At 59.8% G+C, this 26,654-nt stretch carries 28 protein-coding genes; 15 read left to right on the plus strand and 13 right to left on the minus strand.

The window, feature by feature from the left end; translation table 11 throughout:
• Positions 1-104 precede the first annotated feature (104 nt).
• Positions 105-1,349: a phosphoglycerate dehydrogenase gene (gene serA / locus J7447_RS11400; protein ID WP_023000587.1), complete on the plus strand. Its 1,245-nt coding sequence runs from the start codon at positions 105-107 to the stop codon at positions 1,347-1,349.
• An 85-nt stretch (positions 1,350-1,434) separates the two neighbouring features.
• Here serA and J7447_RS11405 read toward each other — a convergent pair whose 3' ends face one another.
• Positions 1,435-2,694, minus strand: a complete 1,260-nt coding sequence (locus J7447_RS11405; protein WP_023000586.1) for a GGDEF domain-containing protein — start codon at positions 2,692-2,694, stop codon at positions 1,435-1,437.
• Between the two features lie 255 nt (positions 2,695-2,949).
• Between J7447_RS11405 and J7447_RS11410 the strand changes: the two genes are divergently transcribed.
• From J7447_RS11410 to J7447_RS11435, 6 genes are all read left to right on the plus strand, one after another.
• Positions 2,950-3,390: a DCC1-like thiol-disulfide oxidoreductase family protein gene (locus J7447_RS11410; protein ID WP_209169640.1), complete on the plus strand. Its 441-nt coding sequence runs from the start codon at positions 2,950-2,952 to the stop codon at positions 3,388-3,390.
• Complete coding sequence (locus J7447_RS11415; RefSeq protein ID WP_209169641.1) at positions 3,383-5,062, plus strand: SDR family oxidoreductase; 1,680 nt, start codon at positions 3,383-3,385, stop codon at positions 5,060-5,062. Before J7447_RS11410 ends, J7447_RS11415 begins: the two co-directional genes overlap by 8 nt.
• Before the next feature lie 118 nt (positions 5,063-5,180).
• Positions 5,181-5,930, plus strand: a complete 750-nt coding sequence (locus J7447_RS11420; RefSeq protein WP_209169642.1) for a pyridoxine 5'-phosphate synthase — start codon at positions 5,181-5,183, stop codon at positions 5,928-5,930.
• Entirely contained in the window at positions 5,930-6,514 is a 585-nt protein-coding gene (locus tag J7447_RS11425; protein ID WP_023000582.1) for an HD domain-containing protein, read from the plus strand. The genes J7447_RS11420 and J7447_RS11425 overlap by 1 nt, the downstream gene beginning before the upstream one ends.
• A gap of 45 nt (positions 6,515-6,559) precedes the next feature.
• Positions 6,560-7,183, plus strand: coding sequence for a LysE family translocator (locus J7447_RS11430; RefSeq protein ID WP_209169643.1), 624 nt, complete (start codon positions 6,560-6,562; stop codon positions 7,181-7,183).
• Between the two features lie 89 nt (positions 7,184-7,272).
• Complete coding sequence (locus tag J7447_RS11435; RefSeq protein WP_209169644.1) at positions 7,273-7,815, plus strand: NADPH-dependent FMN reductase; 543 nt, start codon at positions 7,273-7,275, stop codon at positions 7,813-7,815.
• Between the two features lie 24 nt (positions 7,816-7,839).
• Here the strand turns inward: J7447_RS11435 and J7447_RS11440 are convergent, their stop codons facing one another.
• The 3 genes from J7447_RS11440 to J7447_RS11450 all read right to left on the minus strand — a co-directional run bounded on the left by J7447_RS11440 (position 7,840) and on the right by J7447_RS11450 (position 10,360).
• Entirely contained in the window at positions 7,840-8,472 is a 633-nt protein-coding gene (locus tag J7447_RS11440; RefSeq protein ID WP_209169645.1) for a DUF1826 domain-containing protein, read from the minus strand.
• Entirely contained in the window at positions 8,469-9,683 is a 1,215-nt protein-coding gene (locus J7447_RS11445) for a GTP-binding protein (RefSeq protein WP_209169646.1), read from the minus strand. Before J7447_RS11445 ends, J7447_RS11440 begins: the two co-directional genes overlap by 4 nt.
• Before the next feature lie 212 nt (positions 9,684-9,895).
• On the minus strand, positions 9,896-10,360 hold the full coding sequence (locus tag J7447_RS11450; protein WP_209169647.1) for an Lrp/AsnC family transcriptional regulator: 465 nt from the start codon (positions 10,358-10,360) through the stop codon (positions 9,896-9,898).
• Between the two features lie 157 nt (positions 10,361-10,517).
• On the opposite strand from J7447_RS11450, the gene J7447_RS11455 reads away from it, so the two are divergent.
• Positions 10,518-11,534 carry a 1-aminocyclopropane-1-carboxylate deaminase gene (locus tag J7447_RS11455; protein WP_206907180.1) on the plus strand — a complete coding sequence of 339 codons (1,017 nt, stop codon included), beginning with the start codon at positions 10,518-10,520 and terminating at the stop codon, positions 11,532-11,534.
• 74 nt (positions 11,535-11,608) lie between these two features.
• On the opposite strand, the gene J7447_RS11460 is transcribed toward J7447_RS11455, so the two are convergent.
• The 5 genes from J7447_RS11460 to J7447_RS11480 all read right to left on the minus strand — a co-directional run bounded on the left by J7447_RS11460 (position 11,609) and on the right by J7447_RS11480 (position 15,053).
• A complete protein-coding gene (locus J7447_RS11460) occupies positions 11,609-12,223 on the minus strand; it encodes an MliC family protein (RefSeq protein WP_023000575.1) in 615 nt (204 codons plus the stop codon).
• 168 nt (positions 12,224-12,391) lie between these two features.
• The gene (locus J7447_RS11465; protein WP_173017336.1) at positions 12,392-13,189 is read right to left on the minus strand and encodes a siderophore-interacting protein; all 798 of its coding nucleotides are present in this window, start codon (positions 13,187-13,189) and stop codon (positions 12,392-12,394) included.
• Positions 13,190-13,422: 233 nt separating this feature from the next.
• A complete protein-coding gene (locus tag J7447_RS11470) occupies positions 13,423-13,917 on the minus strand; it encodes a YHS domain-containing (seleno)protein (RefSeq protein WP_031269160.1) in 495 nt (164 codons plus the stop codon).
• 151 nt (positions 13,918-14,068) lie between these two features.
• The gene (locus tag J7447_RS11475; protein WP_209169648.1) at positions 14,069-14,677 is read right to left on the minus strand and encodes a TetR-like C-terminal domain-containing protein; all 609 of its coding nucleotides are present in this window, start codon (positions 14,675-14,677) and stop codon (positions 14,069-14,071) included.
• A complete protein-coding gene (locus tag J7447_RS11480) occupies positions 14,670-15,053 on the minus strand; it encodes a darcynin family protein (protein WP_168684490.1) in 384 nt (127 codons plus the stop codon). The genes J7447_RS11475 and J7447_RS11480 overlap by 8 nt, the downstream gene beginning before the upstream one ends.
• A 156-nt stretch (positions 15,054-15,209) precedes the next feature.
• On the opposite strand from J7447_RS11480, the gene gatC reads away from it, so the two are divergent.
• The 7 genes from gatC to mdoH all read left to right on the plus strand — a co-directional run bounded on the left by gatC (position 15,210) and on the right by mdoH (position 22,950).
• Positions 15,210-15,497, plus strand: a complete 288-nt coding sequence (gene gatC, locus J7447_RS11485) for an Asp-tRNA(Asn)/Glu-tRNA(Gln) amidotransferase subunit GatC (RefSeq protein WP_152506052.1) — start codon at positions 15,210-15,212, stop codon at positions 15,495-15,497.
• 14 nt (positions 15,498-15,511) lie between these two features.
• Positions 15,512-15,985 (plus strand): GNAT family N-acetyltransferase, encoded by a 474-nt coding sequence (locus J7447_RS11490; RefSeq protein WP_168684492.1) that lies wholly within the window; start codon positions 15,512-15,514, stop codon positions 15,983-15,985.
• 12 nt (positions 15,986-15,997) lie between these two features.
• Positions 15,998-17,482 (plus strand): Asp-tRNA(Asn)/Glu-tRNA(Gln) amidotransferase subunit GatA, encoded by a 1,485-nt coding sequence (gene gatA, locus J7447_RS11495; protein ID WP_209169649.1) that lies wholly within the window; start codon positions 15,998-16,000, stop codon positions 17,480-17,482.
• Between the two features lie 445 nt (positions 17,483-17,927).
• Positions 17,928-19,037, plus strand: coding sequence for an NAD(P)/FAD-dependent oxidoreductase (locus tag J7447_RS11500; RefSeq protein ID WP_209169650.1), 1,110 nt, complete (start codon positions 17,928-17,930; stop codon positions 19,035-19,037).
• 199 nt (positions 19,038-19,236) lie between these two features.
• Positions 19,237-20,829, plus strand: coding sequence for a glucan biosynthesis protein (locus J7447_RS11505; RefSeq protein WP_229004439.1), 1,593 nt, complete (start codon positions 19,237-19,239; stop codon positions 20,827-20,829).
• A complete protein-coding gene (locus tag J7447_RS11510; protein ID WP_023000565.1) occupies positions 20,826-21,194 on the plus strand; it encodes a hypothetical protein in 369 nt (122 codons plus the stop codon). Before J7447_RS11505 ends, J7447_RS11510 begins: the two co-directional genes overlap by 4 nt.
• Position 21,195: 1 nt before the next feature.
• On the plus strand, positions 21,196-22,950 hold the full coding sequence (mdoH, locus tag J7447_RS11515) for a glucans biosynthesis glucosyltransferase MdoH (RefSeq protein ID WP_023000564.1): 1,755 nt from the start codon (positions 21,196-21,198) through the stop codon (positions 22,948-22,950).
• Positions 22,951-23,059: 109 nt separating this feature from the next.
• Here mdoH and J7447_RS11520 read toward each other — a convergent pair whose 3' ends face one another.
• From J7447_RS11520 to J7447_RS11535, 4 genes are all read right to left on the minus strand, one after another.
• Positions 23,060-23,410 carry a ribbon-helix-helix domain-containing protein gene (locus J7447_RS11520; protein ID WP_023000563.1) on the minus strand — a complete coding sequence of 117 codons (351 nt, stop codon included), beginning with the start codon at positions 23,408-23,410 and terminating at the stop codon, positions 23,060-23,062.
• A gap of 237 nt (positions 23,411-23,647) precedes the next feature.
• Complete coding sequence (locus J7447_RS11525; RefSeq protein WP_209169651.1) at positions 23,648-24,241, minus strand: DJ-1/PfpI family protein; 594 nt, start codon at positions 24,239-24,241, stop codon at positions 23,648-23,650.
• Between the two features lie 425 nt (positions 24,242-24,666).
• Positions 24,667-25,437 carry a class II aldolase/adducin family protein gene (locus J7447_RS11530; protein WP_209169652.1) on the minus strand — a complete coding sequence of 257 codons (771 nt, stop codon included), beginning with the start codon at positions 25,435-25,437 and terminating at the stop codon, positions 24,667-24,669.
• Positions 25,434-26,564 carry a TauD/TfdA family dioxygenase gene (locus J7447_RS11535; protein ID WP_209169653.1) on the minus strand — a complete coding sequence of 377 codons (1,131 nt, stop codon included), beginning with the start codon at positions 26,562-26,564 and terminating at the stop codon, positions 25,434-25,436. The genes J7447_RS11530 and J7447_RS11535 overlap by 4 nt, the downstream gene beginning before the upstream one ends.
• Positions 26,565-26,654 lie beyond the last annotated feature (90 nt).

Consider the following 26,654-nt stretch of genomic DNA (forward strand, 5'->3'; position numbering starts at 1 on the left):
AAATGGCGCCCTAGACGCGACGTGAACGAGCGCGTATACGACACGCGCGCTGTTAGCGCCGATCCGGCGCGATTCAAACCAATCAGACCAAAAGGCATTTCGCCATGATTCACGGTCTCTCCCGGCCGAAAAACCAGATCCGCTGGCTGCTGCTGGAAGGCATTTCGCCGACCGCGCGCGCGGTTCTTGAAAAACACGGTTATACAAACGTTGAAGTCCTGTCCGGAGCCCTGGAAAAGGACGCGTTGATCGACAAGCTGCAGGGCGTCCAGATGCTCGGCATCCGCTCCCGCACCCAGGTCACCGAAGAGGTTCTGGAAGCGGCCAAGAGCCTTGTTGCCGTCGGTTGCTTCTCCGTCGGCACCAACCAGGTCGACCTCAAGGGCGCGCTCACGCGCGGCATCCCGGTGTTCAATGCCCCCTTCTCCAACACGAGATCCGTGGCTGAACTGACCGTTGCCGAAATCGTCATGCTGATGCGTGGCGTCTTCCCGAAATCCACCGCTGCCCACGAAGGCCGCTGGATGAAAAGCGCTGCCGGTTCCCACGAAGTTCGCGGCAAGACACTTGGTATCGTCGGCTACGGCAATATCGGCACGCAGTTGTCGAACCTGGCCGAGGCCATGGGCTTGCGGGTGATCTACTTCGATCTCGTCGACAAGCTGCAGCACGGCAACGTGATGCCGTCCGAAAGCCTCGATGGCCTGCTGGCTGAATCCGATGTCGTGTCCCTGCATGTTCCCGATACGCCGGAAACGCGCGACATGTTCGGTGCTGACCAGATTTCGAAGATGAAGAAGGGCGCGTTCCTGATCAACAACGCCCGCGGCAAGGTTGTCGATATCGACGCTCTGGCCGCCGCGCTGAAGTCCGGTCACCTGGCAGGCGCTGCCATCGACGTCTTCCCGGTCGAGCCGAAGTCCAACAAGGACGAATTCCTGTCGCCTCTGCGCGGCCTCGACAACGTCATCCTGACCCCGCACGTGGGTGGTTCGACGGAAGAGGCCCAGGACCGGATCGGTGAGGAAGTCTCCAAGCGACTGGTGGAATACTCCGATGTCGGGTCCACCATCGGCGCCGTCTCGTTCCCGCAGGTTCAACTGCCCAAGGGCACGTCGGCCACGCGTTTCATCCAGGTGCACCACAATGCTCCCGGTGCCATGCGCACGCTGAACGACCTCTTCACCCGGCACAACCTCAACATCTGTGCCCAGTACATGCAGTCCCATCTGGACATCGGCTACGTTGTTCTGGATGTCGACAGCCCGGTGGAAGATCCGGTCAGCATTCTGGAAGAGATCCGCACCCTGCCCAACACCATCCGGGCAAGGCTGCTTAACCGGGTCTGATCGTCCCGGCCTTCAGAAACGACAAAAGCCCTGGACCGGTTCCAGGGCTTTTTCTTTTTCAAATGCTTTGGCTTACCAGATTGGTCTAATCCACCGTGACCGGGCTGAAGACCCGGTTGCGCCCCTGTTTCTTGGCTTCATAAAGCCGAAGATCCGCCTGCCGGAACAGGGCCTCCATTGTGTCGCCGTCCTGCGGCGCACTGGCCAGACCGATGCTGACCGTTACCTTTTCCGGAAGATAGATCTTGCTGAAGCGCTCGATCGCCTTGCGCAGCCGCTCGGCCATGGAGGTCGCGCCTTCCACCGACAGTTTCTCGCACAGAAGCACGAACTCTTCGCCGCCCACCCTGTAGAGGTGATCGTCGGAACGCAGGTTGTCGGCCAGAAGCCGGGCAACCATCTTCAGGATCTCGTCACCGGCCTGGTGGCCATGCCGGTCGTTCACCTGCTTGAAGTGATCGATGTCGATCACGAGCAGTGACAGGGGTCGGTTTTCCTGCAGGTTCTTGGCCAGGATCTTGGGCGCATTCTGGTCGTACTGGCTGCGGTGAAGCGTGCCGGTCAGGTGATCGCGAATGGAAGCTTCCAGAAGCTTGTGGTAGCGCTCCCGGTAGGTCAGCACCTGAAACACGTCCTTGAAGGACCTGTTGGTGAGCCAGCTGCTCTCGTTGTCGAAATACTTCAGGTAGAGGATGAACAGCGCCGTATAGACCAGCGTAGCCACCATCTTGGCTGCCCAGCCGCCGACAAACACATGCCAGGGTGCACCGGAAACATAATGCAGCGCCAGGAAGAACCCGGCCTGGTCGAAAGTCAGCACTGCCGCGCCGCAGATCAGGAAACGCAGGCCAAGGTGCCGCCCGACCCAATTGCCGATCCGCTCATAAAGCACGATGATCGCGATCGCGTCGACAAACAGCAAGATGGTGCCCCAGACCATCAGCAGCCCCATTTCATCGATAAAGGCGAAATCCGGATTGCGGCCGTCCGTGACCGAGATGGTATCGTGGTTCCGCAGGATCATCACCAGTGCGACGATCAGGAAGTTGCCGATCAACAGGCCGTAGATCGGCTGACGGACGATCAGCGCATCCTCGCGGATGTAGAGCAGCAGGATCATCAGAAGCTTGCCGGAAAAAAGCACTGTCGACCCGGGGGAGACGATACCGAACGGCAACTCGATGTAAAAGACGCTGGCGAGATATGTTTCCAGGAAATGCATCACACCAAGCGCGCACATGAAGACGCCGATACCGATCACCTGACGAGCCCGCAGAAGGCTCATCATGACGATGAAATAAACGGCTGCCTGGGCCAAGAGGAGGAGCGCGTTGGAGATGGCCATGGATTACCTGGTAGTTTTCTCGATCCGAGACCTCGATGTATGCATTAATTCTCGTTCGGATCGACACCGAAATCGGTTTCAGTCCGGAACAAGCTTAAGAATCGGGCCACTTACGGCCAGTCTTAGAGGAAACGGCGGAACCTGAAAACCTAGTCGTAATACTGTACTGCGACCTTGTGCGGGCTCGCCGAACCCTGCGTTGCAACCCTACATGAGAGGCGGAAACCTGTCATTGCCCGCGAAAGCCCCAAGACGATGGAAACCAGACGCAACGTCAAACCGGCCCCGCCTGCCCTTGCACATCTTCCCGACAACCTGATCGTCTTTGATGGCATTTGCGTTCTGTGCTCCGGCTTTGCCCGGTTCGTCGCCAGGCACGACCGGACAGCAGGCTTTCGCTTTGTCGACGCCCACTCGGACATCGGTCAGACACTCTACCGGCACCACGGGCTCGACCCGCAGAAGATGGAAACCAACATCGTTATCTGCCGCGGTCGGGCCTACACCAAAATGGCGTCCTTCACCGCAGCCATGAAAAGTCTCGGCTGGCCCTGGAAGGCGCTCACGGTGCTGGATCTTCTGCCGCGCAGGCTCGCGGACTGGACTTATGACAGGATTGCCCAAAATCGCTATCGGCTCGGCAGACGAACCTGTCCCCTGCCGTCGGCTGCGCTGAAGGAACGGCTCCTTGACTGAACTTTCCCGAAGGAAACGCATCGTCGTACTCGGTGGCTATGGCGTTTTTGGCGGAAAGCTGGCCGAGGCCCTGCTCAGACACGAGCATCTGGATGTCATCGTTGCAGGCCGCAGCCAGCAAAAGGCTGAAGACTTCTGTCGCCGGCATGGTGGCACTGCCGCCGTTCTGGATCGGACGGCACCTGATTTCGCTGCTGCCCTTCTCTCCCTTCGCCCCTTCGTCACCATCGACGCCGCCGGACCGTTTCAGGCCTACCGGCAATCCCCCTACGCGGTTGCGGAAGCCGCCCTTGCCGCCGGGAGCCATTATCTGGATCTTTCCGACGATGCCGGGTTCACCAGCGGTATTACTGTGCTCGACGAGCAGGCACGCTTGAGCGGACTGACCGTGCTGTCTGGCGTTTCCAGCGTACCGGCCCTCTCTTCGGTTGCGGTCGAAGCTCTTCGGCATGAGTTCTCACAGGTCGACCTGATCGAAAGCACCATCCTGCCGGGCAATCGTGCACCTCGTGGCCTCTCCGTCATCGAAGCGATCCTGACCCAGTCCGGCAAGCCCGTTTCCGTCTACCGCGATGGCGGATGGACAAAGGTCATCGGCTGGTCCGGTCTCTCCCGGCGCCGGATCGGCCCGGAAGGCAGCAGCGGCCTTTCAAAGCGCTGGTCGAGTTTCATCGGCGCGCCGGATCTGACACTCTTTCCCAAGGTCTACAACGCCCGAACGGTGCTGTTCCGGGCGGGACTTGAACTCTCCCTCCTTCATCTGGGCCTCTGGGCTCTCTCCTGGCTGGTGCGTCTTCGCCTTGTCAGGTCACTGCAAGCTGCCGCTCCACTCCTTCGTACTGTCGCGGGCTGGTTCGAACGGTTCGGGTCCGACCGCGGCGGCATGGAAGTCCGGCTTGCCGGGCTTGGCAAGGACGGCCAGCCGTTGTCTGCCAGCTGGACACTGATTGCGGAAGCCGGCGACGGGCCGCATATCCCGGCAGTCCCGGGCGCTATCTTGTGCAAGCACCTCGTCGAAGGTGTTGTTCCAGCCGGAGCGCGGCCAAGCCTTGGTGAATTCAAGCTGGCAGACGTCGAGGAGGCCACCGCTCATCTGAACGTTCGCACCTTCTCTGCAAAGCACGCGGCACCGGTCTTGTTCCAGCAGGCACTCGGCAGCAGCACCTTCAAAGCTTTGCCTGAAGAGATCCGCTCCCTTCACACAGTGTTTGATCGCCGGCAATGGACCGGTGAGGCAAAGGTCACGCGTGGCACCTCGCGGCTCGGCCAGTTGCTGTGCCGTATCGTCGGCTTTCCGCCCGAAGCAGATGCAACTCCGGTGAAAGTGACCATCAAGCGGCAGGGCGACAAGGAAATCTGGCAGCGCAATTTCGGCGGCAAGACTTTCCGGTCCGTGCTCAGCCTGTCAGGTGCACCGGGCTCCGGCGTGGTTCAGGAGCGTTTCGGACCAACAACGTTCAACATTCACCTGAACCTGAAGGGCGATGCACTCGCCTATCCCGTTCGCAGTGGCAAGCTGTTTGGCATTCCCTTGCCGCGCTGGTTGTTGCCGATCAGCGAAACAGCCGAGACGGCACCGGATGGCATCTTCCGCTTTGACGTCGAGATCTCCCTGCCTGGTCTCGGGCGGCTCGTGCGATATCAAGGGTGGCTGAAGCCCCACCAACACTGAAAAACATTGTCTCTAGTGACAATTCCTCGTTTGACTTCAACGGCTTTTGACACAATCTTGCGAACCTGACCCAGTCTCTTAAAGCCAGATCAGAACCGTTTTCACCGGACTATCAATCATGCCTGCCGTTTCGCGCCTTTCCGTCAATGTCAACGCCATCGCCATGTTGCGAAATCGCCGGGATCTGCCCTGGCCGAGCGTGACTGGCCTTGCGGCCATCGCGATGGAAGCCGGCGCCAAGGGCATCACCGTGCATCCTCGTCCCGATGAACGCCATATCCGCAAGACGGACGTGTTCGAGCTGTCCGAGCTGATCGAGGACCGGTTCCCGAACAAGGAACTGTGCCTGGAAGGCTATCCGGCCCCCGATTTCATGAAGCTGGTGGAGGAAGCTCGCCCCGAACAGGTCCTGTTCGTGCCGGACGACCCGCAACAGTCCACCTCGGACCATGGCTGGGACTTTTCGAAAGACACCGGCGCGCTGGAAACAGCGATTGCCGCCGCCAAGGAGTGGGCGGTGACGGTCTCGCTCTTCTGTGATCCGGACCCGGCGGCTCCCGAACACGCTGCCAGGCTCGGGGCGGAACGTATCGAGATCTACACCGGCCCCTATGGTGCCTGTTACGACGATCCGGCACGCGCCGTAAAGGAACTCGACATGATTGTGGCCACGGCGGAAGCCGCCCAGGCCTGCGGGCTCGGCGTCAATGCCGGGCATGATCTGACCGTCGAAAACATTCCTGCCCTGATGGCACGCGCCCCCTTCATTCGGGAAATGTCGATCGGCCACGGCTTTACCGCCGATGCGCTGATCCATGGCTTTGCCGAAAGCGTTGCCCGCTTCCGCCGGGCCATGGGCGAGATCTGATGAACGACACTTTGGAGAAGCAGGTCGCGTTTCTTCTGGAGACCGACAAGCTGAAGGAAGTCGTCCGGCTGAACCAGCTCACGGGCGGCGCCCGGCGCGAGACCACGGCCGAGCATTGCTGGCACGTGATCCTGCAGACGCTGACACTTGCCGAGCACGCCCCTGCCGGCACCGACATCAACCACGTCGTCAAACTGCTCGCCGTTCACGACCTGGTCGAGATCGACGCAGGCGACCACTGGGTCACTGACGACAACCGGGCCGGCATCAAGGATCTGGAACAGGCAGCGGCAAGCCGACTGTTCGCCCTGCTTCCCTCATCGCAAGGCCTGGATTTCAAGTCTCTTTGGCTGGAGTTCGAAGCCAACGAAACACCGGAGGCGAAATTCGCCAACGCGATGGACGCGCTGCATCCGATGGTGCTGGTCTTTGCATCCGGCCTGGACGATCCGACCCATGAACCCATTTCCGCCGAAGCGTTGAAGCTGACGAAGGAATCCCGCCTGTCTCCCTTCCCGGGTCTTTGGGATTTTGCCCAGGACCTGCTGAACAAGGCCGTACGCGACGGCCGGCTGCTGCCCTGAAACATCCTTCCGGCTGCACCCCGCAGCCTTTTCTCGAGAACCGAAATGCCGATAGATCTTTGGCTCGTCTTTATTGCCGTCTCGCTCCTGCCTGCCGTCAGTCCCGGCCCGGCAGTCATGCTGGCCATTTCCAACACGCTCCGGTTCGGCCGTAACGCGACCCTCGCTTCCGCGGCAGGCAATGCCACGGGACTGGTAATCCTGGGATACGCGGTCGCCCTCGGCTTCGGCGCCCTGATGGCAGCCTCCGCCGTGGCCTTCACGGTGCTGAAGGTCATTGGTGCCGCCTATCTCATTTTCATCGGCCTCAAGATCTGGCGCGACAAGTCTGCTTTTCACGTGGAAGATGGTGTCCTGATTGCCCGCAAAAGCCCCAGAAAGCTGTTCCTGGAGGCACTTCTCGTTTCCATCACCAATCCGAAGGCCATTTTGGTCATCACCGCGCTGTTCCCGCAATTCATGCGCGCCGACGGCATCGATCTCACGGAGATCTCGGTGCTCTCCTTCACCTACGCCGCACTGTGTTTCGCCAACCATGCCGCAATTGCCTACGCAGGTGGCCACATGCGCCGTTTCCTGACATCTGCAAAGCGCATGCTGTGGGTACGCCGGATCACAGGCACGCTCTTTGTCGGCTTTGGTGCAGCACTGGCCGCTGCCAGCCGGTAAAAGGCGCAAACTGGTCGGTCGTTGGGGGATCACGATACGGGGCGAATCCGATAGGCTCGCCCCTAGCCTCCTTCAACCGGACCAGTCTCTTGCCCTTCAGGATCCTTACATTTTGCGGCAGTCTTCGTGCCGCATCGTCCAATCTGGCCCTGCTGAGCGCAGCAGAACGACTGGCGCCCGACGGGCTCGTTCTCAACCGCTATGACCGCATCGGCGATCTGCCGCATTTCGTGCCGGATCTGGATATTACCGACCACCTGCCGGAGATCGTCATCGACCTGCGCGAACAGGTTGCGCGCGCCGACGGGCTGCTGTTCGCCGTGCCGGAATACATGCATGCACTGCCCGGCAGCTTCAAAAACACTCTCGACTGGATGGTTGGTTGTCAGAAGTTTCCGGGCAAGCCGGTCGCGCTTGCCCACGTCACCTCCCGCCACGCCTTTGCCCCGGTTCAGCTGGAAGAGATCCTCCGGACCATGTCCGCCGAAATCGTCAGCGAAGCCGGATTTTCGCTTGGCCTCACCAGCAATGCCATCACCCCTGAGATGATCTGTACGGATGCCTCCCTTGCCGCGATCGTCACGCGACACCTCAAGCGATATCAAACCTGGCTAAGCCGAGAACGTGGCTGAACCCCCTTCGGAAATGCAGCCCGCCTAGTCTGCCGGATCGATTACCAGAAGAAGCCGCGGTCTACCTGCCGGAGTTGCGGCCGGGGACCGGTGCAAGAGAGCGGTTCTTTCGCCGCAAGACCATTGCCGGCCGCGAAAAACGGCAACGCCGCCAGGCGGCACCTGACGGATGCGGCCAGGCTCCTCGGCCACATTTTCCGGCACATATTCCGTTCCCGCCCCGCGATAGGTGCACAACAACCGGGCGCGAACATTGTCCAGGTGGAACTTCGGACACATGACGTCGTCCGAAACATCCAGCCGCAATCGCAGCAGACGCACTGTCAGCGTCTTTGCCAGCATCAGGGCAAGTGCCCCGACATCGCTTGCCAGCATGTCCCTCTCCCGACACGCAGGAAGTCCATGGCTCTCGCAAGCCGACCGGACAGCCGCCTCTGCCAGATGCACAGGCACCACCGTGCGCAGGTCCGGCAGGTTGTCTTTCGGCAGGGCATTCACCCACATCTGAAATTCGGGATCCGGCGTACGCCGCCAGATAGCGGCGGCGATGCCCGGATCGCGAATGTCGGCGAGAATGTCCGGATCCCGGCCGATAATCACATCCCGTGCGGCAGGCCCGTTCGAAAGGGCGTCCGCCTTCGGTTCCAGCGCTGTCATGCTGCGCGGTCCGCATGGCGGAAGGCTGGAAAGGGATCCGGCAGTTGCGCAAAGGCCGAAAGTTCGTCACCCGCGTTTTCGCCGATCAGGCACGCGTCGAGCCGGCTTTTCAGAAGCGGCCAGTCGATGCCCGCACCGATAAAGACAATTTCCTGCCGCCGGTCGCCAAACGGTTCGACCCAGAGCGACTTCGCATAGGCCCGGGCGCGGTCGTCATCCGGCCAACGCTCCTTCGGCACCGACGCCCACCAGGTGCCAAGCGGACTGATACTGGAGAGCGCCCCGGCCAGCGAGAACTCGATCACCCACTGCGGCCGACTGCCGATCCAGAAATGGCCCTTGGCGCGGATCACGCCCGGCAACTGCCCGTTGAGCAGCTCATGGATCTTTTCCGGATCGAACGGCCGCCGTGCCCGGTAGACATAGGAGGCAACGCCATATTCCTCGGTTTCGGGAATGTGGTCGGCAAAGCCGTAAAGCTCCTTGGCCCACATCGGGTGTTCATGAGCCTTTTCAAAATTGAAGAGCCCCGTGTTCAGGATGTCGGAAGGCGAGACTTCCGAGTAGTCGGTCTCGATGATCTTCGCATCCGCGTTGAGACTGCGGATGATCTTGCGGGCAGCATCCACCTGTCCGGCTGACGCGGCACCCACCTTATTGAGAACCACCACATCGGCAAACTCTATCTGGTCCGTCAGGAGATGCACCAGCGTGCGTTCGTCCTCCTCGCCCAGCGTCTCTCCCCGATCGCTCAGGAAATCATGGCTGGAGTAATCCTTCAGCAGATTGACCGCATCGACCACCGTCACCATCGTGTCGAGCCTTGCCACATCGGCAAGGCTGTCGCCGGCTTCGTCTCGGAATTCGAAAGTCGCTGCCACCGGCAACGGTTCGGATATCCCCGTTGATTCAATAAGCAGGTAGTCGAACCGCCCTTCGCCAGCCAGGCGGCGAACCTCGTTCAGCAGATCGTCGCGCAAGGTGCAGCAGATGCAGCCATTGGACATCTCGACAAGGGTTTCCTCGGTCTTGCTCAGCTCCGCGCCGCCTGCCCGCACCAGGTCTGCGTCGATATTCACCTCCGACATGTCGTTGACGATTACAGCCACCTTCAACCCGGAACGGTTGTTGAGGATGCGATTGAGCAAGGTGGTTTTTCCCGCTCCAAGGAACCCGGACAGAACGGTTACAGGCAGGCGTCGATCGGACATAAGGCCTCCAGCAAGTTTGGTGTGTTATGTTATTACATATCAAATCTGTACTTTATTGCCGGTGACCAAGGCAACCGTTTTTTAAGCCAAGGCGATCGAGGCTCACTGACGGCAGAACAATGGAAGGGAATTTCAGGCAGCAGATCCGGGGCGCTCATCAGTCGTCCGGTCTGCGAGGCCGGCGACCAGGAAGCCAGGGAAGCCGAACTGTTTCAGAAAGGCAGCGGCGCGTTGTCCGTCACTTCCTTCATGACAAAAAACGTTCGGGTCTGGCGCACACCCGGCAGCGCAATCAGCTTTTCGCCGTGCAGCTTGTTGAAGTCCGCCATGTCCCGTGTGCGGATTTTCAGGAAGTAATCGAAGTCGCCCGCCACCAGGTGGCAGTCGAGAACAAAGTCCGCCTTGCGAACCACCTCTTCAAACTCGGCAAAACTTTGCGGGGTCGACCGGTCCAGCACCACGCCCACGATCACAAGGGCAGATCTGTCGACCTTTTGCGGATCGATATGCGCGCGCACGCCCTGAATGAAACCCTCGTCGAACAGCCGCTGCGTCCGCCTGTGACAGGTCGCCGGGCTGACATTTACCAGACCGGCAAGTTCGGCGTTGCTGAGGCGGCCATCTTCTTGCAGCAGCTTGAGAATTTTGCGGTCAATCCGGTCGAGCTCACCAACCATGGAAGAATCTTTCAGTTTTTTGACCTTAATTCGATGATTGAGGAATCAATATACGCTTCAAGTTCTCATAGACAGAAAAAATACATCAAACTTTGAAAGCACCTTTCTGAAAATATCTGCAAGGTTCAAAGGGTCAACAATCAATCCGGTGTGCTCCATGAACCTCAGCAAGTTTGAACGCTATCCCCTCACCTTCGGCCCAACGCCCATCGAACCTCTACCCCGCCTTTCCGAAGCACTTGGCGGCAAGGTGGACATTTATGCAAAGCGGGACGACTGCAACTCCGGCCTTGCCTTTGGCGGCAACAAGCTGCGGAAACTGGAATATATCGTGCCCGACGCGATCGCTTCCGGCGCAGACACGCTGGTTTCCATCGGCGGTGTGCAGTCCAACCACACCCGCATGGTTGCAGCCACCGCCGCCAAGATCGGCATGAAATGCGTTGTGGTGCAGGAAAAATGGGTACCGCACTACGATGCGGTCTACGACCGGGTCGGCAACATTCTGCTGACGCGTCTCATGGGGGCGGATTCCCGTCTGGTCGACGACGGCTTCGACATCGGCATCCGCCAGAGCTGGGAAGACGCAATGCAGTCCGTCCGCGATGCGGGTGGCACGCCTTACGGCATTCCTGCCGGGGCATCCGTCCACAAATACGGTGGTCTTGGTTACGTGCGCTTTGCCGAGGAAGTGAAGCAGCAGGAAGAAGAGCTTGGTTTCACGTTCGACTATATCATCGTCTGCGTGGTTACCGGCTCCACCCAGGCCGGAATGATCGTGGGCTTCGCCGACCAGAACCGGGCGGACCGCGTAATCGGCATCGACGCCTCCGGCACCCTTGACCAGACCCGTGCGCAGGTTCGCCAGATCGTCGACAACACGGCCTCCCTTGTGGAACTTGGCCGCGCGGTCCGGGACGACGAGATCGTGATCAATCCTGACTACGCCTACCCGGCATATGGTGTTCCCTCTGAAGAGACAAACGACGCAATCCGGCTTGCCGCCAAGACCGAGGCAATGATCACCGACCCGGTCTACGAGGGCAAATCCATGCAAGGCATGATCGACCTGGTTAAGAAGGGCAAAATTCCAGCCGGATCGAAGGTGCTCTACGCACACCTCGGCGGCGCCCCCGCCCTCAATGGCTATAGCTACTATTACAAGGACGGCTGATTATGAGCAGGCGGCCGCTGCCTTATCGCAACGGCCGACTTTTTTCTGCGGTCTGACAGGCGGTCAAAGGCCTGTCAGCTTCGCACCTTGCAATCGAAAGACGTGCCCTGAGGCCAGTCCACCATGGCCTCGTCTCCCTTTATCCAGAATAAAATGCCGAAATCGCCTTCGTAGCGCGCGCCGGATCCGCTCGGTCCCTGCACGACGATTTCGGTCGTGTCACCGCGCTCCAACCGTGCAGACGGTGGCTCGGTATCGAAGAAGGTCGCCACGATCTCATCTGCCGGGTTTTCGTTGCAGGTGTAAAAGACCGGTGCCTGTCCCTTGATCAGTTGATAGCGCGCTGTCAGTTCCGCGATCCGGCGTTCATAGGCCGAGCGGACGCAGGAGAGTTCGTCGTCACTCTTCCAGCATTCGTCGCGCCCTTTCACCCAGCCGCGCTGATAGGCCTTCAGCGTGTTGAGTTCCTCTTCGGCGCCAGCATCAAGCGACTTCACGACGCCAACCGCACCTTCATAGATATCAGCCAGTTTCTGGTCCAGTGTTCCAAGATCATCATTCGAACAGACCAGCTTTTCGGCCGAACTTTCCGCCTTCGCACAATCGAAGGCCGGGCCGGCGGCCCAAGCCGCCGGCACAAAGGCGAACCCGGCAACAACGAGCCCAAGACCAACTGCAAAACCACGCATGAGAATGCCTCCCGAAAGACCTGTAACAACAGATCTAACGGATCTCAGGTTGATGGCAAGATTTGGGTCGCCGGCAGATATTCGACCACACGGTCAGACCGGCCTTCTGCATCCCCCCGGTTGGAGCGAGCCCAACCGGCGAGAAGTGCGATGTTCCAGCAAGAGGCCTCAGGCAGCTTCCGCCCGTTTGAGCTGCTGATGCTCGTCCTCGACAAGTCCGATTTTCCAGTAGCCGGAAATGTAGGTGTCCGCCTTCGGCACTTTCCGCTCGTTGTGAAGATGATCTCGAAGGGCCCGAATGACGGAGCTTTCACCTGCAATGCAGGTCTGGATCGTTCCCGCAGGCCATTCCAGAGATTTTACGAGGTCAACCTGCGCGGTTGAAGGCAGATGCGGGTTATCCTGGACCAGCCATCTGATTTCCACGCCTTCTGGTGCTGCAATCTCGCGCTTGTCGTCTTCTGACGGAACTTCGAACAGCACGAGACCCCTTGCCTCGCGCGGCATAGCCTCCAGCGTCGCTTCGACCACCGGCATTGCCGAAAGGTCTGCGGCCAGCAAATACCAGTCGGCATGAAACTCGGTGATTTTCGGCTGGCTTGGGCCGAGAAAGCCAAGGAAATCTCCCTCTGCCGCCCGCTGCGCCCAGCGCGTTGCAGGCCCTTCGTCGCCGTGAGCAACAAAGTCGATATCGAGTTCCAGCGTATCCCGGCGGAAAGAACGGACGGTATAGGTGCGAACCGGATGGACGCGTTCGGAAGGCCCGTCCGGCGCATAATGCGCTTCAAAGGCTTCGCGGCTTTCGCCGTCGCGCGGCAACAGCAACTTGCAGTTCGCGCCCTCGTGCCCTTCGGGAAAACCCTGCAACTCCGGGCCGGCAAAGGTGACACGGATAAGATTTGGACTGAGGTAGTGCGTCGACTTGACGGTTAGAAATCTGGGCTGGCGTTTCGCAGGAGTGGCCAAGGAGGACCTCATAAATCTTGAGTTATAATCTCAAGATTTAACATCGACGATAGCCGATTTAAAGATCTGCCTTTCGGAAAAGTGTAACGGCACCTTGCAGAAGTGACCTACGCGGTCCCGAGCCAGGTTCGCGCAACGCCTAGCCTGGATGGCGCGTGCGCGGATCATGTTATTCCGGAAAAAAGCCTGAGCCCGCCGATTGACGGGCTCAGGTCAGGAAAACACTCGACAGATCAGTCGCGGATGATCGGCTCTTTCAGATCGCCCGGGTTCTTCTCCTTGATGATATCCCAATTGAGGGTCGCCTTGCGGATATATCCCGGCACATCTTCCTCGAACCGCTCCTGCACCTTCAGGGAGTTGTTCAGGTAAAGCTTGCCGTCGACGATCGACCAGGCCTCCGGCACCACCGGAACCTTGAAACCCATGGCGGCACCGAAGGCACAAAAGCCGCCGTATTGAGGGGCATATTTCGCCGGGTCGGCTACAAACTTGTCACGGTTTTCCGCAGACGAGAACTTCCAGGTCACATCGTCATATTCTGCGGTGAATTCATCGGAGCCGGCAACGGGCTTGCCGTCCGTGAAATAGGCAACCGGATCGGTGCCGCCGATTGCAGCCCCGCCTTTGGTGAAAGTGGTGATCTCATCAGCGGAAGCGGTAAAGGCAGCAGCGGAGAAGAGCGCGGTCAGTCCCAGCAGAACGGATTTGGACGTATAGAGCGGCATGTGCGTCTCCATTGGGGTGTGAATGGCGTGTTCAGGTGAAGCCTAACGCTCCACGCGGAAAAAAACATGTCTTCTGCCGCAGAATTTGGCCAATCACCCTTGATCACAGAGCCGCTAACGGCGAGCGAGAAAATCGTGATGGCGGCTGGCTTCACAATCCGGGGAGGCCCGGCAGATCCGGGCGTGGTACGGGTTGGCGCGGTGCCACCAGCCCCAGCACCAGATAGATGGCCGTTTCTATGTCCCTCGTCTCGATCCTGATATTGCGGATCAGCAGGCGGAAATAGATGAGGCCGAGAAGCAGGTCGATCCGCGCTTCCATGTCAGCTTCGAACGGGGTCGCGATGAAGATCTGCCGCAGGACCAGACGTCTGGCAGCCTCCGCCTCATCGAGGACGCCGGCAAGGTCCGGCCTGCTTCGATAGGGAACCAGTGCCCGAACCGCCGCGCCCAACGCGGTATCCTGCAAGGCCGCAACGGTGTTCGACAGACACTGCCGCAGATCCTCCGCAACGCTGCCCCGCTGAGGCGGTGCCGGGTTCACGCTGGCAAGAGCTGCTTCGACAGACGCCGCAATCAGCGCCCCCTTGTCCGCATAGCGCCGGTAGACCGCCTGCTTGCTGGTGCGCGCTCGCGCCGCAATGGCGGCAATCGTCGTCTTTTCGTAGCCGTTTTCGGCAAGCTCAATCAGCGTGGCCTCCAGAAGCGCCTTGCTGACCCTGCCCTCCCGCGGCCGGCCGGCATTGCCTTCCTCAGGCATCTCCAGCCTCCGCAACCACAGCACTTTGAAGATTTGCCTCGTAGTCCTGAAAGCCATTCTCGATGCCGGTGGTCACGTTGACGATCCGCGCATAGGGTTTTGAGAAGATCACCGTGTCGCGCAGTTCCTCCCACAAGTGATGATAGGCGCGCATGTCGGAAAACCGGCAGATCGCGAAATCCGAAAACCCGCCAGCCAGGGCATCGGCGTCAAACCATTCGAAAGCAACCTCTGGATGACGCGCCAGGATTGTGCCGATCTGGCCGGCAATCTCGCCTCTTTCCTTGCGGCTGAGCGCCAGCCAGGCTGGTTCGAAAGCCAGATAGACGATGGCCGCCATCGGCAATGGCCGGATCGTTTCGCAAGACTGGATCACGTGCAAATTCCTATTTCGGTTCCCATTGGTACCGATTTATTCTTATTTCTCCCGCAAGGCAAGCCTGCGCTCTTGCCTTCCCCGCGCGGCCGCCGCAAGAAGAGCGCAAGCCATGAGCGGATTTCCGCTTCAGGCACCAGTAACGACGAGGAACACATGTCTGTTGATACCGATACGGTGAAACGCGTTGCCCGGCTGGCGCGCATCAAGGTGAGCGAAGAAGACGCGACCCGCATGACTGGCGAATTGAACGCCATTCTCGGCTTTGTCGAGCAACTGGACGAAGTCGATATTTCCGGCGTCGAACCGCTGACGTCCGTGGTTGAACAGACCATGAAAAAGCGCGCCGACGGCGTGACCGACGGCAACAAGGCTGCCGACATCACCCTGAACGCACCGGCCTCCGAAGATAATTTCTTCATGGTGCCGAAAGTCGTCGAATAAGCGGACCAACCCGGATGATCGCACCCGTTCCAGCTATTGCCGTCGAAACGCCCCTGTCTGCCGACATGGGTGAGATGATTGCCGAGCTGAACGACCTGCTGCTGACACTTAGCCCGCCCGAGGCCTGCTACCACATGACGGCTGAAGAGATGTCCGGCGAGGCAACGACTGTCTTCGTTGCACGGATTGACGGCAAGGCAGCTGCCTGCGGTGCCCTGCACCGGCACGCTGACGGCATTGCCGAGGTCAAGCGCATGTACACCAGACCGACCTTTCAGGGCCTCGGCCTGGGAAGCAGCATTCTGGACCGGATCATTGAGCTGGCAACCCGGGAGGGCATTTCCATGCTCGTTCTGGAAACCGGCGACAAACACCCGGCAGCCTGGCGCATCTATGAACGAGCCGGCTTCAGCCGCTGCGGACCGGTGCTCGATTATCCCGACAGTCCCTATTCCATCTTCTATTCCCGGCCGCTGGCGGCCGCCTGAGAGTTCAAATCCATGACCGATCTGACCAAACTGACCATTGCCGAGGCCCGCGAAGGCCTCAAAAACAAGGACTACACGTCCCTGGAACTGACCGATGCCTTCATCAAGAACATCGAAGCCGCCAATGAAAAGCTGAATGCCTATGTCACCGTGACCACCGACAAGGCGCGCGACATGGCAAAGGCATCCGACGCCAAGCTTGCCAAGGGCGAAGGCGGTGCGCTGGAAGGCATCCCTCTTGGCATCAAGGACCTTTTCGCCACCCAGGGCGTACACACCCAGGCCTGCAGCCACATTCTGGACGGCTTCAAACCCGCTTATGAATCCACCGTTACGTCCAACCTGTGGGCCGACGGCGCGGTCATGCTCGGCAAGCTGAACATGGACGAGTTCGCCATGGGCTCCTCCAACGAGACCTCCTATTACGGGCCGGTGATCAACCCATGGCGGAAGAAGAACTCGAACCAGGATCTCGTCCCAGGCGGGTCTTCCGGTGGTTCTGCCGCCGCCGTTGCCGCCCGCATGTGCATGGGTGCCACCGCAACCGACACCGGCGGCTCCATCCGTCAGCCAGCCGCGTTCACTGGCACTGTCGGCATCAAGCCGACCTATGGCCGTTGTTCCCGCTGGGGCGTTGTTGCCTTTGCTTCCTCGCTCGACCAGGCCGGCCCGATTGCTCACACCGTTCGTGACAGCGCGATCATGCTGAAATCCATGGCCTCCGTCGACGCCAAGGACACCACCTCGGTCGATCTGCCTGTGCCGGACTATGAAGCGGCCATCGGCAAATCCGTGAAGGGCCTCAAGATCGGCATTCCGGCAGAATATCGTCTGGACGGCATGCCTGCCGACATCGAAGCGCTCTGGCAGAAGGGTATCGACTGGCTGAAGGACGCCGGTGCGGAAATCGTCGACATTGCGATGCCGCACACCAAATACGCCCTGCCGGCCTACTACATCGTGGCACCGGCGGAAGCTTCCTCGAACCTCGCCCGTTACGACGGTGTGCGCTACGGCCTTCGCGTTCCGGGCAAGGACATCGTCGAGATGTACGAGAACACCCGTGCAGCGGGCTTCGGGGAAGAGGTCAAGCGCCGTATCCTGATCGGCACCTATGTGCTGTCCGCCGGTTACTACGATGCCTACTATCTGAAGGCCCAGAAGGTTCGCACCCTCATCAAGCGCGACTTCGACCTGGCCTGGGAAAACGGCGTCGACGCGATCCTGACCCCGGCAACTCCGTCCGCCGCCTTCGGCGTTGCCGACCAGGATCTTCATTCCGACCCGGTGAAAATGTACCTCAACGACATCTTCACCGTGACCGTCAACATGGCCGGTCTTCCAGGCATTTCCGTCCCGGCTGGCCTCGACAACAATGGCCTGCCGCTCGGTCTTCAGCTGATCGGCAAACCCTTTGAGGAAAGCACCCTGTTCCAGGTCGGTCAGGTCATCGAAGATGCCGCCGGCTCGTTCTCACCGGAAGCCTGGTGGAACTGATCCCGTTTGTTGATATGCGCCCCGGACCTTTCATCGGCCCGGGGCTGCACACCCGATTTTCTCCGGTCCGTCACAGCCTGACCATAACATTGCCGTCGCTTTGAGCCGGCAGTCCGCGCCAGAGCATGTTCCTGGCGTGAACTGGGTTGGAGCAAACGTCGCTCCATCGTCACGACATGGCTCAAACGTGGCATTGAAGCCGCGCCCTTTCATCGTTATTCGCTGATGCTTGCGGCTCCTCATACGAACCGGATGGATTGCCGGGTCGAGCCCGGCAACAACGGAGCGTGGATTATGGGTTTCAATCCAAGGCAGAGCGAAGTTCGTTGATTTGACTTCCAGGCCTTTGTTGCCATCCGCAATTCCAGCATCGACGTCTGGAGCAAGCCGTGGCATGACGGGCTGACAAGGAAAAGAACGCGCGACCAGGATTGCCGGCAACACCATGCATGACATTGAAACCCTCGTTATCGGTGCCGGTGCCGTTGGACTTGCGATTGCACGTGAGCTGGCGCTGACCGGCCGCGAGGTCATGGTGCTGGAACAGCATGGCCTGATCGGATCGGAAACCAGCGCCCGCAATTCGGAAGTCATCCACGCGGGCATCTACTATCCCACGGGCAGCCTGAAGGCTCGGTTTTGTGTGGAGGGCAAAGAACGGCTTTACCGGTTTTGTGCCGAGAATGGCGTCGGTTTCGAGCAGATTGGCAAACTGATCGTTGCGTCCAATAACGATCAGTTGGAGCAACTGCAGTCAATCCGTCGCAAAGCGGCGGAAAACGGCGTTTCAGATCTCGTATTCCTGGACCAGGACAGCCTGAACGAAGCCGAACCGGAGCTTGCCTGCACCGGCGCACTGCATTCCCCCTCCACAGGCATCGTCGACAGTCACGGTTTCATGCTGGCTCTCCAGGGAGAGCTCGAGGCTAACGGCGGTCAGGTTGTGCTGAACACGAGAGTTGCGCGCCTCGAGCGCCTGGCTGATGGCGGTTACCGGGTGCATGCGGAAACGGAGGGAACGGAAACCTATGCCCTCACCTGCAAGGAGTTGATCCTGTCCGCAGGCCACGGCGCACCTGCCCTGGCTGCCGGGCTTGAGGGTGCCAATCCACCGGCCGCCTACCTCGCAAAAGGCAGTTATTTCAAGCTTCAGGGCAAGGCCCCTTTTTCCAAGCTCATCTACCCCGTGCCGGAACCCGGCGGGCTCGGTGTTCACCTGACACTCGACCTGCAGCACCAGGCACGCTTCGGTCCGGATGTCGAATGGGTGGAGGTTGCCGACTACAAGGTGGATCCCGCCCGGGGCGACAGGTTCTATGCCGCCATCCGCAGCTACTGGCCCGGCCTGCCGGACGATGCACTCCTGCCCGACTACTCCGGCATCCGGCCCAAGATCGCCGGTCCGGGTGAACCCGCGGCCGATTTCCGAATTGACGGGCCGTCAGATCATGGCCTTGCGGGCCTGGTCACGCTCTACGGAATCGAATCCCCCGGCCTCACATCGGCCATGGCAATCGGAAGTTACGTCACCCAGCTGGTTACAATCGGCCTCTGAGCGGAACTTTTTTCAAAAAAATATGAAACCAACCTGCTGTTTGGACGTTTGAAAGTCGAACGAACAAGCGTACGATGTTGCATTGCACAGGAATGCCATTTTTTGGACCGGTTTTCTCCATAAAATTGCTGCAGTGCGCGTGCTCATTCAAAAGTGAACCAAAAAGAACACTTTAATTTCAACAAGGTGGCCAATCGTCGTGATCAATCGGCGCACGTTTTTATCGGCAACGGCCCTGGCGGCCGGTGCTCTGGCAGGCGCGGACATCCGCACTGCACTCGCAGCAGAGAATACCGCACCTGCACAAACAGGCGGAGCCTTTGCGGCAGGCGAAGAGTTTAACTTTTCCGCGCTCGTCGAGCGCATGAAGGAAAAGGCCGGGAACGCATTTGCGCCCGATGTACCGGCTCTTCCCGAAATCCTCGCCAATCTCGATTATGACCAGCATCGTGCAATCCGGTTCAATCCCGAAAAGTCCGTCTGGAAGGACACCGGCAGCAACTATCAGCTTCAGGCGTTCCACCCGGGCTGGCTCTACAAGGAGCCGGTGGAACTTTATGAGATCGTCGACGGCAATATCAGCGAACTGCACTTCACCGGCGCGGATTTTGAATATCGCGAGCCGCTGGATCCGGAAAAATTCAAGGATGTGGATCTGCCGGGCATCGCCGGCTTCCGCCTGCACCATCCGCTGAACACTCCGGAATATTTCGACGAGTTGGTGGTGTTCCTGGGGGCAAGCTATTTCCGCGCGCTCGGCAAGGGCAACGTCTACGGCCTGTCCGCACGCGGACTTGCGATCGATACGGCCATCGCCGGACCGGAAGAGTTTCCGCGTTTTACGAAGTTCTATCTGGAGCGGCCGACGGACGGCGCTGCCGAAATGCGGCTCTATGCCGAACTGGAGAGCGAGCGCGTTGCCGGTGCCTACCAGTTCACGATCAAGCCGGGCATCAACACGGTTGTGGAAGTGGATGCGCACATTTTCCTGCGCGACGATGTCGAGCGCCTCGGAATTGCGCCACTGACTTCGATGTATCTGTTCGGCGAGAACGACCGCACCAACTTCGACGACTATCGCCCGGAAGTTCATGACAATGACGGTCTCTTGATCCTGCGCCAGAATGGCCAGCGTCTGTGGCGGCCGGCCCGCAATCCGGAAAAGCTTGCCCTGTCCTTCTTCAACGAGGAGAACCCGGCAGGCTTTGGCCTGTTGCAGCGGGACCGGAATTTCGATCATTACCAGGACACGGAAGCCAAGTATCAGCGCCGCCCGTCTCTATGGATCGAGCCGATCAACGACTGGGGCAACGGCCAGGTCATGCTGGCGGAAATCCCGGCTGAAAAAGAGATCTACGACAACCTCGTTGCTTGCTGGGTGCCGGAAAACGGCACCAAGGCAGGCTCCGAACATCGCTTTGCCTATCGGATGATCTGGGGCCGGGAACCGGAACCGGGAACCGAGCTGGCACAGGTAATCGCGACCAGCACAGGGCATGGTGGCGCGGCTGCCTCGGATCCGGACCCGAAACTGCGCAAGTTCGTCGTGGAATTTGCCGGCGGAAATCTGGGTGACATGGGTGCGGAAGCTCCTCTGACACCGAGACTGACCCTGCAGAACGGCAAGGTGGAGCATCAGTTCGTCCAGCGGCTGGAAAGCGGCAGCTGGCGTGCCGTGCTCGATATCGCACGGGACGACGAGGAAATACCGGTCGAGTTCATTCTCGCCCTGCAACTCGACGGCACCGATGTAACGGAAACCTGGATGTATCAGTGGAGTGGGAACAGATGACATCGCATGTGAGTATCGATCAGACGACCAGTCCGACCCTTTTTGCCGACAGTAAGCTGCTTGAAGAAATCAGGACTGTCCTGAAGCGGCCCGACCTTGGCGACGACGTCCTCTTGTCCGTTCTGTCCGGTTCCGCCGCCACGCGCCGTGGTATCGACCATTTTAGCGGCACGCCGCAAGACCGGGCTGCCTTCATCAGGACATTGCCCGTGCCTGCACCCCGTCACGGGCTGGAAATGCCCCATCACGACCTCAACCCGCCACTGGCCGTGCGCTTTGCCCCGCTGGTCGCCCTGTGGCAACGGGCTGTGCAGCCGCTTGCTCCGCAGTTGAAGCGCGTTCCGGTTCCAGCCAAGGACCGCTGACATGAAGAAGGCCAGCTCCGAAGCCTGGTCGACGGCCTTCCGGCGGCTGGCCATGGCAGTGATCGCCCTGTGCCTGACCACGGGCGCTTCGTACATGTTTGCCATTGTTGTCCAGTCGGACGGATTCGACTGGCTGGACATCGTCCGCATCGCGCTGATGGCGGTAGCAAGCTTCTGGCTGGCCTGGGGCGGATGTATCGCTCTCTTCGGCATCCTGTTTCCGCCTGAGGAAAGGGCAACGGCAGAAGCTCTGCCCGAAGGTCGCACCGCCGTTCTGCTGCCGATCTACAACGAAGCAACTGGTCCGGTGTTCGCCCGCCTGGAAGCCATCATGAAATCGGTTGCCGCCCTGCCCGCGGCGGACCGGTTCGATTTCTTCGTCCTGTCCGACACCACCAAGGCGGATGTCGGCGAAGAAGAACAGCGTGCCTATGAGCGACTGCTTGTTCGCCAGAACGCCGGTGGCCGCCTGTTCTATCGGCGGCGCGAACAGAACATTGGCCGCAAGGCAGGCAACATTGCCGACTTCCTGACCACATCTGGCGGTGCCTACGACTACATGCTGGTGCTTGATGCCGACAGCCTGATGGATGGCAAGACCATCCTGGAAATGGTCCGGCGCATGGAAGCTGATCCGCGCCTGGGGCTGCTGCAGTCGCTGCCGCAGATCATCGGGCTTTCCACCCTGTTCGGACGCCTCCTGCAGTTCGCGACCGGTCTCTACGGGCCTTACTTCGCGCGCGGCCTAGCCGCCGTTCAGGGCGAGGAAGGCACCTTCTGGGGACACAATGCGCTGATCCGCACCCGCGCATTTGCAGCTGCCTGCGGCATGGCTCCGCTTACCGGCAAACCGCCCTTTGGTGGCCATATCCTCAGCCATGATACCGTTGAAGCTGCGCTCCTGGCGCGCGACGGCTGGAAGGTCCGTCTCGACCCGGACCTGACGGGCTCCTACGAGGAAGCCCCCGCCAACATGGTCGACTACGCCAAGCGTGACCGGCGCTGGTGTCAGGGCAACCTGCAGCACAGCCGCATTCTGGCGGCCCCACGCTTCCGCTTCTGGAGCCGGATTTCGATCCTGCAAGGTGTCTTTGCCTACCTGGCCTCGCCGATCTGGTGCATCTTCCTGCTGGCAAGCCTTGCGGCTCCGCTGGTCGCTCCGCCCCCGGTCTACTTCGACGGTCATTCGCCATTCCCGGTCTTTCCGCATCCGGAAACGACCACGGCGCTCGCCCTGCTGTTCGGTCTGGTGGCTTTGTTGATCCTGCCCAAGCTGCTGCTTGTTGCCCGGGCGCTCTTTGGCGGCAACTCGGCGGACTTCGGCGGCCCGGTGCGGCTTCTGATCAGCTTTCTTCTTGAAATCCTGCTGACCTCGATCCTTGCGCCGATCCACATGATGTTTCACTGCCGCTCGGTGTTTCAGGTGCTGACGGGTGCTGACAGCGGCTGGCCGACAGCCGATCGAGACGACGGTTCGCTGCCGATCACCGCGGCGTTTTCCGCCACCTGGTGGATGAGCATTGCAGGCGCCGGCGCAATCGCCTTCTCGCACACCTATGCGCCGGAGATGTTCTACTGGCTGCTGCCTGTTGCCCTGCCACTGGTTGTCGCTCCGCTCCTGGTCTGGATGACGGCATCTGTGCTGCTGGGCAAGGTCACGAAGAAACTGGGGCTCTTCCAGGTCCCGACCGAGGCAGGCCCGGTTGCGGTCGCCGAAGACATGCGTCTGGCGCTTTCGCAAGAAGCGGCTGCCTGACAAGGCGCTGTGTCACCAACACATGAAAAGCCATCCCTGGTCATCCCGGCAGCGTGGTGCTCGGCCGGGATGACCAACGAAAGCTCCTGAACTCATTTCAGCGCATGTCTCAGTGAATACGGCCGGTTTCGGCTTCCAGAATACCGTCCGCATCCAGGCCCGCGATAGGCAGGCGCTTGTCGGTCGGCACATCGCCAGACAGCTGCAAGGCCAGGTACCGGCCGCAGCAAACGCGCAGGAAGCTTGTGAAATTTCCGAGATCATGACCCGCGTCGATGCTCTCGTGGTGAAGCTTGGTGATCAGTTGCACCACATTCATGCCGTCCCGTCCGGCGATCTCGTCCAGAACCTTCCAGAAGAAGGTTTCCAGCCGCACCGATGTCACCATGCCGTCAATGCGCAGCGACTTTGTCGTGCTTTCCCAAAGCGTGGAATCTGCCTCGATGAAGAGCTTGCACATGATGTTTCCTTCGTGACGGACTGGCGAGCTGAAATCGCGGAGCTGTCTCGGTATATCAACGCCCGTTATTTGTACTCAGCCTAGTCCGCTTCCCGCGTGCGGGAAAGAGGTCAGGTAGCGTGTAAGTGGCCGGCCCGGGACTTGTCGCGCCCCCTTCGGGGCACCACTCTTGCGTTTTCTCGGACAAGGCAAACGGAGTTGATGGTGCGGGCAATTTGTTGGCCCGCACCGTTTGCCTCAGGCAGCCAGGGAACCCTCGGCCGCACCACTCAGAACCCCATGGAACTGCGACAGCCATGCCGGATGCGCCGGCCATGCAGGAGCGGTAACAAGGTTGCCGTCGGTCACGGCGCCGTCGATTGCGATCTCGGCATAGGTGGCGCCTGCAAGCTCCACTTCCGGACGGCAGGCCGGATAAGCCGAAACGGTGCGGCCCTCGATCACCTTGGCAGCAGCCAGGATCTGCGCGCCGTGACAGATTGCGGCAACGGGCTTGGCCGCGTCCATGAAATGCTTCACGGCATCGATGACAGCCGCATCAAGACGCAGATATTCCGGAGCCCGTCCACCCGGGATTACCAGGGCATCGTAACCGGCAACGTCGACATCGGCGAAGGTCGCGTTCAGCGTGAAGTTATGGCCGCGCTTTTCCGAATAGGTCTGGTCGCCTTCGAAATCGTGGATACAGGTGGCGACCGTTTCGCCGGCCTTCTTGCCGGGGCATACCGCATCGACCGTGTAACCCATGGCAAGCAACGTCTGAAACGGCACCATGGTCTCATAATCTTCGGTGAAATCACCCGTGATCATCAGGATCTTCTTCGCGCTCATGCTCTGTCCTCCAGCTTGGCAAATTGCGATGGAGAAAGGCTAGCAGTCCGCGGGTTTGAACGGGTATTAGGTCGCTACTACAGGTGAGATTTCTGCAGTTTTGACGGTTTATTGCGGGAACATTTGCCCGCCTTTCATTCCAGACAGGTGAGGCGGAAGCCGAACGCTGATCCGAACGCAGACATGTTTTTCGGCAAAGCCGCTCCTGCTCAAAATTGAAAGATGATCAATGATCAGAAGCTCGCTGAAGCTCGCACTGACATCTGATTTCCAGCTCACGCGATGCCGCTATGTGCGTTGCGAAAAGGCCCCGGATCTGCGCTGCGTTTGTCCGGGGCGACACCAAGAAGGATTGCCATGCTTTGCCCAAATGCATTTCGCCTCACCGCATTGGAGAGGCGAAAGCAAGTCGGCATCGACGGATCTCAGTCGCGGTAATCCGGCTCGCTCCGGTCAAGATCACGCTTCCAATAGTCGAAATGGGCATAGCCCATACCGACATAGGGCTCCCATTCGGCAGCCGTCTTGGCGGCCAGGTTATCCGACATGATGGCCAGCGGCTGACCGGTGCCATAGGCTTTCAATAGCGTTTCGGCGGCCCGTTCGAAGAAATAGAGATGCTCGAAGGCTTCAGCGACAGTGACGGCGGAAATCGACACCCCGTGATTGCCCATTACAAGAACCGGTTTGTCGCCGAGTGTTTCGGCAATCCGCCTGCCCTCCTCCGCCTCGTCAGCCATGCCGCCGAAGCCGAGATCAACCGCAACCTTGCCGAAGAAACGGGCGGTGTTCAGGTCGATCGGTTTCATCGACGGATCCTGCAGCGTCGCCAGCGCGGTCGCATTGGGCGGGTGACAGTGGAACAGCACCCGCGCCTTGGGGTTTTCCCGGTGAACCGTGCCGTGAATGCACCAGGCGGATGGGTCCGGGGCATTTTCGCCCGCCATCACCGTTTCATCATTGGCATCGAGCAGCAACAGGTCGCTGGCCCTGATTTCCCCGAAATGTCGCCATTTGGGGTTCATCAGGAATTTCGAACCATCTTCGGAAACCGCGGCGCTGAAATGATTGCCGACGGATTCGCTCCAGCCGAATTTTACCGCCAGACGAAAGGCAGCTGCGAGGTCTTCCCGCAGGGCCTGTTCGCTTTGCCGGTCCGGGTCAGCCCCGAAGCGTACATCCGTAACGACACTCATTTGAAACGTCCTTCCCCGGACAGGATCCGGTAGGTGGAGCGCAGCTCGCCCCTGTCGGTATAGCAGCCACGCAGGTGCCGATTGCCGCTGGTTGCCGAATAGGCAGCCCGACCGTGCACGATGCGGTGATTGTCGAAGACAATACATTCGCCCGCATTCAGACGGAACCGCATCAGGTATTTGTCGTCCCGCATCATCCGTCCGAAGCGGCAGAAGGCCGGGTAGTAACGGTCGAGTTCATGCTGCGGCATATCGAAGATATCGGCATGGTGCTGGCTGATCGTGACACCCGAAATATTGCCGTGCTCATCCAGCTCGATCACCCGCTGGCGAGACCGCATGTCGAACGTGTCATGCTCGCAGAAATAAGGCACATCCACGGTGATCAGAAGTTCGAAGTCTTCCGGATAGGCCTTGCGGAAGTCTTCGGCGACAGCCAGTCCGTCCACAAAGACGCTGTTGCCGCCCTCGACCGAATTGGCCCGGCAATGCAGGAACTGCACGCCCGGCGCAAGATCTTCGTCCGGCAAATCCGTGTGAAGCGGCAGGGCCTTGGCAGTGAAGGCAAGGTTGGTCGGCTTGATGTGGGTTTTTACTTCAAACGTCAGGCCGAAGTAGCTCGGACGCACATAGCCGATCAGGCCGGCCGTGTCGGTGAGCGCTTCATCCGTATCCGGCAAGCCGGTCAAAAGCGCGACACCATCCGTCAGCATCGCCTTGGCCCAGTCGCGCCGACGCGCGGTGTCGTTGGTAACCTCGTCATAGGAAAAACGGGCCATCTTCGGATAGTGGTCAGCGTACCAGGGCACTCTTTGAACGTTGGCGATATCGGGGCGCTTTTCGCCATTGGAATAGGCATTGAGCAGGGACAGCGGCAGTCGGGAGACGTCGTTTGTGCCGGCCCAGGCGATTTCCAGATCGCCCCCCACGATGGCGGCGGAGGCTGCTTTTGGCGCTTCGTCCAGGGCAAAGATGTCGTTGACGCGTTCGCGGGTTTCCGGGTCGAAGGAACTCGGGCAATTGTCGCGCAGCCAGTAGTAATTGAAATAGGCGGTTTGCCCGTTGCTCAGCGGCACATCGAGGCCATTTTCCTGCAGCAACACACCTGCATCACCAGTTCCAAGCATCAGATCCGTCCTTAAGTTTAGCTCATCAGCCTTGCAGACACTTCGCACAAGTCACTGCAAAGCTCTGCGTTCCAGTTACTTTCTGTGAAG

The organism is Labrenzia sp. R5_0 (assembly GCF_017743835.1).
Classification (GTDB): Bacteria; Pseudomonadota; Alphaproteobacteria; order Rhizobiales; family Stappiaceae; genus Roseibium; species Roseibium algicola.